The sequence below is a fragment of the Nocardia neocaledoniensis genome (assembly GCF_029868625.1).
In the GTDB taxonomy this organism is placed as follows: domain Bacteria; phylum Actinomycetota; class Actinomycetes; order Mycobacteriales; family Mycobacteriaceae; genus Nocardia; species Nocardia neocaledoniensis_A.
This window is the reverse complement of sequence record NZ_JARWOJ010000182.1, coordinates 1-3,950: the sequence shown is the minus strand read 5'-3', so window position 1 is coordinate 3,950 and position 3,950 is coordinate 1. Positions and strand designations below refer to the sequence as shown.

General features: G+C 69.2%; 5 protein-coding genes and 1 pseudogene. All 6 read right to left on the bottom strand.

Annotated elements, in window-relative coordinates; genetic code table 11:
• Positions 1–602, bottom strand: a pseudogene (locus QH270_RS13350) (hypothetical protein); the annotation flags it as partial.
• The gene (locus QH270_RS13345; RefSeq protein WP_067641703.1) at positions 602–913 is read right to left on the bottom strand and encodes a type VII secretion target; all 312 of its coding nucleotides are present in this window, start codon (positions 911–913) and stop codon (positions 602–604) included. The gene QH270_RS13345 and the pseudogene QH270_RS13350, both read right to left, overlap by 1 nt.
• Before the next feature lie 50 nt (positions 914–963).
• Complete coding sequence (locus QH270_RS13340; RefSeq protein ID WP_280341552.1) at positions 964–1,671, bottom strand: hypothetical protein; 708 nt, start codon at positions 1,669–1,671, stop codon at positions 964–966.
• Entirely contained in the window at positions 1,671–1,955 is a 285-nt protein-coding gene (locus QH270_RS13335; protein ID WP_067641699.1) for a hypothetical protein, read from the bottom strand. The genes QH270_RS13340 and QH270_RS13335 overlap by 1 nt, the downstream gene beginning before the upstream one ends.
• A 37-nt stretch (positions 1,956–1,992) precedes the next feature.
• Positions 1,993–3,717: a cutinase family protein gene (locus QH270_RS13330; RefSeq protein WP_280341550.1), complete on the bottom strand. Its 1,725-nt coding sequence runs from the start codon at positions 3,715–3,717 to the stop codon at positions 1,993–1,995.
• A partial coding sequence (locus tag QH270_RS13325; RefSeq protein ID WP_280341547.1) for a hypothetical protein occupies positions 3,717–3,950 on the bottom strand: 234 nt, incomplete at its 5' end. The genes QH270_RS13330 and QH270_RS13325, both read right to left, overlap by 1 nt.

Sequence of the window (3,950 nt, the reverse complement as noted above, 5' to 3'; positions counted from 1 at the left end):
GGCAGGGAAGGGTCGCCGGTCGAGGGGCCGCCGCCGGTGCCCAGGCTCGACTTCGGGGTTGTATAGGACTTCTCGCCGAGCTTGCTGCTGTAGCTGTCGTAGTCGGCTTGGGCGCCCTGCACAGTGGACAGGGCGCTGCTGTACATCTCGCGGGCCAGGTCGATCACCTGCGTTACGCCTCGGTCGTTGGGGGAGACTTTCAGGATCTGGCGGGCTTGGGTGGCGAAGTCGTCGAGTTCGGCATCGAGCGCGGTGGAGGCGGCGGTGTTGGTGCTGACCGCGGCGTCGATCAGGGTGGCGAAGTCGCCGGAATCGGCACTGCTGTCGACGATCTGGGTGCGTGTGCCGCGGATCGCGGGGATTGCGGTGTCGGCCGCCGCTGAGGTCCAGGTCGACTCGAGGTCCGTGGCTCTCACCCGGTACGGGGCTTCGGTCGCGTCGAGTTGGGTGATCGCGGTGTTCAGCAGGGCGATCGCGTCGGTGGAATCACCGGTACCGTCGAACGCTGCCCGCAGGTCGGTGATCGGTTTCGACAGGTAGGTGATGATCGCGTCCGGATCCGGTGTCGCGGTGCTGGTGGCGGGTTTGGTTCGGGGGACCATCACTGTCCTTCGGAGATGGTGGACAGGTTCGCGGCGAGCTGCTGGTCGTGACTGGCAAAGCTTGTTCGGCAGGTCTCGACGTGCCCGGCCTGGTCAGTGACCGCGTTCGCGCAACCCTCGAGGTGGGCGGCGTGGTCGACCAGCGCAGCGATGAGCTGGGTGCGGAACTCGGCGCCGATCAACCCCAGACCCGGAACTGCGGCGGCGGCGGCAGTCGTGGCGTGGGTGGCAGCGGCGAGGTCACCGACAACCTGGGTTCGTGTCACCGCCACGAACTCCTGCGCGGTGGTCGGGTCGAAATCGAGCGACATGATGCCCCCTTCGAATAGTGGTGTGGAGATGGACGAGTCCGGTCGAGATGTCACAGTGACGAAGGTTGTGCACGCGCAGGCCCGCCTGCCGATGGCGGCCAGCGCCGAACCGGTTGGGAATATGGGCTCGTGCTCGGGTCCGTCGGGGCCAGCAGTGCGTCGATGTCCAAGACCTGCCACGTCGCGAGGTTGAGGTGGCGGGCGCCGAGTGCGGCGGCGGCGATCGCTTCGACCAGTACGGGCCGATGGACGCCGAACCCGCTGTGCTGGTGCGGTCGCAGACCGTAGTGGGCCAGCAGGGCGACGAGGTCTGTGCGGGCTCCGTTCACGTCGTTGCTCAGGTCGAGCAGCGCCAGCGCCGTGGAGCGGCTGGTGTGGCGGCGTTCCCAGCGGCGGTTCAACGCCGCGACTGCTCTGGTCGGCTCGAATCGGCGTAGCTGGGGCAGCGGATCGAAGGCCGCCATCGCGCGAGCGCGTCGCCGTGCCTGGTTCAACCCGGTCACGAACTCGCGGTGGACGCGGTCATGGAATCCGTGATGGATGAACAACTGCCAGGCCAACACGGCCGTCTGTATCCGGGCCTCGCGGGCCAGGGTGGCGTCGGTGGCTGGGAAGCTGAGGTAGGCCAGGGCAGTCGCGGTGGACGACAAGGCCAGTCCGGCGATGGTCGTGTGGGCGATCGTGTCGGGCAGGCGCGGTTTCGACTGGCCGCGCAGGACACAGACCTGCCGATCCGGGCGGGGATTGCGGGTCGTCATCAGTTGCCGATCATGGCGTTCATGATGGTTCCGGCGCTGGTGGCGATGGCGCCGCCGATCATGGCTCCGGCGATCATCTTCGGCGATTCCAGGCCGCCGCCGGTCCATTTCTCCCACGCGAACTTTCCGCCCGCGTAGGTGATGGCCACGACCCCCGACAACAGGACGAACCAGGTGAGGTACTGCACCAGCTGCAGGATCTTGTTCGACATCGGCGGCGCTTCGGGGGTGGGGTTGCTCAGCTGTGCGAGCAGGTCGTGACCGGCGGCGAGCACAACGTTCATCAAGTGGTCGGCCTTTCGAGATTGGGATGCGTCACGGTCAGCGGGTGGGGCCGCTGACGCCGGGCTGTCGTGGGATCGATGAGGTCGACGGCGCGGAGGTGTCGCGGTGGATGCCGGGTTGCTGCGGCGCTGCGACCGTGGCGGGCACGGAAGGATCTGGAGTGGCGGGGAGAGCCGTCGGTGGGGAGGCGATGTGTTGGGGGGCTCCCACCACCTCACCCAGCGAGGGGCCTGGGGAGGAGGTGGGAGCGGGCAGGTCCACGTGACGGAACGTGGACGTAGTCGAGGAAAGCCCCACGGCCGGTGTTGTGGTCGGCGCTGTGGCGGTATTCGAGGTCGAGGGGCTCGCGGGCAGGGGTGTTCCGGCGGCGTCGTGGGCGGCGGCGGCCAACCACGCGCCGGCCCATGCGGCGGGGGAAGGACCGTCGCCGATCGGCCGTGAGTAGGCGTCATGACGCATGCCCGTTTCCCAGATCCGCACCCAGGTCGTCAGGTCGAGCAGGGCGTGGTTGTCGGCGACCTCACGGCGCACGACGTCGAAGGCCGCCGCGACGAGTCGATCCGACGTGGTTGGAGGGATCAGCTCGGTGATCGCGGTGGTGAACTTCTCACCCAGCATCGCCACTGCGGCCGCGGGCTGAGACAACCCGATAGTGCCCAACTGGGCGAGGGTAGCCGGATTCAGGACCGAGGCCGCCAGCACGTGGACCGCGTTCAGCCCGATCACGCCGACCCGCATCACCGCCGCCAACGCCGCGTTCACCTCGAGCGGGGTGCGGGGATCGGAGGCGTCGGCCAGCCGCTGGGAGATCGACTTCGACGGCGACACTTCCCATTCGGTCAACGAGGCCCCGGAAACGTCGTCCTCGACGGCGGTCGAGACGGCCTCGAGTGAGGTGTAGGCCAGGGCTTGCCCGATCGAGACCAGCGAGGCGATCGGATCACCGGCCGACAGCAGCGACTGCGACGCCACCCCGGCGGCCGCCCGCAAGATCGCCGACCCGGTCGGTGTGTCGCAGGCCAGATCGCCTGCGACACACAGATTCGCCACCCGACCGGTCAGGGCGCCGTAGTCGGCGGCGATGTCGCGTTGCGGGCCGATGCCGCCACCGGAGGCCACCGACGGAAACGGCGCGGCGGGCAGCAGCGCCAGATGTCGACCGCTGGTGCCCGGTGCCGGGGCCGGGGTGAGGGCATCGGTTCCCGGGAAGACTGGCGCGCCGGGGCTGCGGGTCGGGTCGGCCATCATCACCACGGCCGCGACCGTCTCGGCAGCCACGACCCCCTGTTCCGCGCCGACCTGCTGAGCCACCAGCGAAACCACGTGCGCGCCTTGCGAATAGCCCAGCAGCGCGACACGGGTCTGCGGGCACGCCGAATGCACCTGCCGCATCATTGATTCCGTGCGTACGACACCGGTAGCGACCGATTCCGCATACGGCACGGTTGAGGCGCCGACCGCGCCGCCGAACCCGGCCGGATACGGCACATACGCGCGGTCGACCAAACCGGGATCGCTGGCCGCGGCCATCATCGGACGCACCGCCAGCGACAGCATCCCGGTGTCAGTGCTCGGCGCGGCATCCGGTGACGACTCACCGGTACCCTGCACGGCGAAGACATACAGCGCAGGGCACGCGCCCAGCGCGAGGACGGTTGAGGGCGCCGCGGCCGGGGGCGAGGACGGTGCCCCAGCCGCTGGCGTGGCTGCCGTGACCATTACGGCCACGCCGAGGACGGCGGTGACCAGGCGGGCGGGCATCAGGGATGCTCCGGCGTGTGTGCCGTTGCGCCGAGACCGGCCCACCAGATGCTCAACGGGACGCGTCGTCGGCCGGCGGCGAGGTCGGTGAGGAGTCCGTCGAGCGCCACGGCGAGCTCGAACAACGGACCCCACACCATGATCAGACTGGTCGCTGTATGGGAGTCATCGAGCCGCGCGGCGTATCCGGCCATCCGTGCGAGACTCATCGCGACAGTCTCGGTGTGTGGGGG

What these genes read in the sequence shown, in the direction of transcription:
- QH270_RS13330 (WP_280341550.1), bottom strand. Translation starts at nt 3,717, where the DNA reads ATGCCCGCCCGCCTGGTCACCGCCGTCCTCGGCGTGGCCGTAATGGTC.
- QH270_RS13340 (WP_280341552.1), bottom strand. Translation starts at nt 1,671, where the DNA reads ATGACGACCCGCAATCCCCGCCCGGATCGGCAGGTCTGTGTCCTGCGC.
- QH270_RS13335 (WP_067641699.1), bottom strand. Translation starts at nt 1,955, where the DNA reads ATGAACGTTGTGCTCGCCGCCGGTCACGACCTGCTCGCACAGCTGAGC.
- QH270_RS13345 (WP_067641703.1), bottom strand. Translation starts at nt 913, where the DNA reads ATGTCGCTCGATTTCGACCCGACCACCGCGCAGGAGTTCGTGGCGGTG.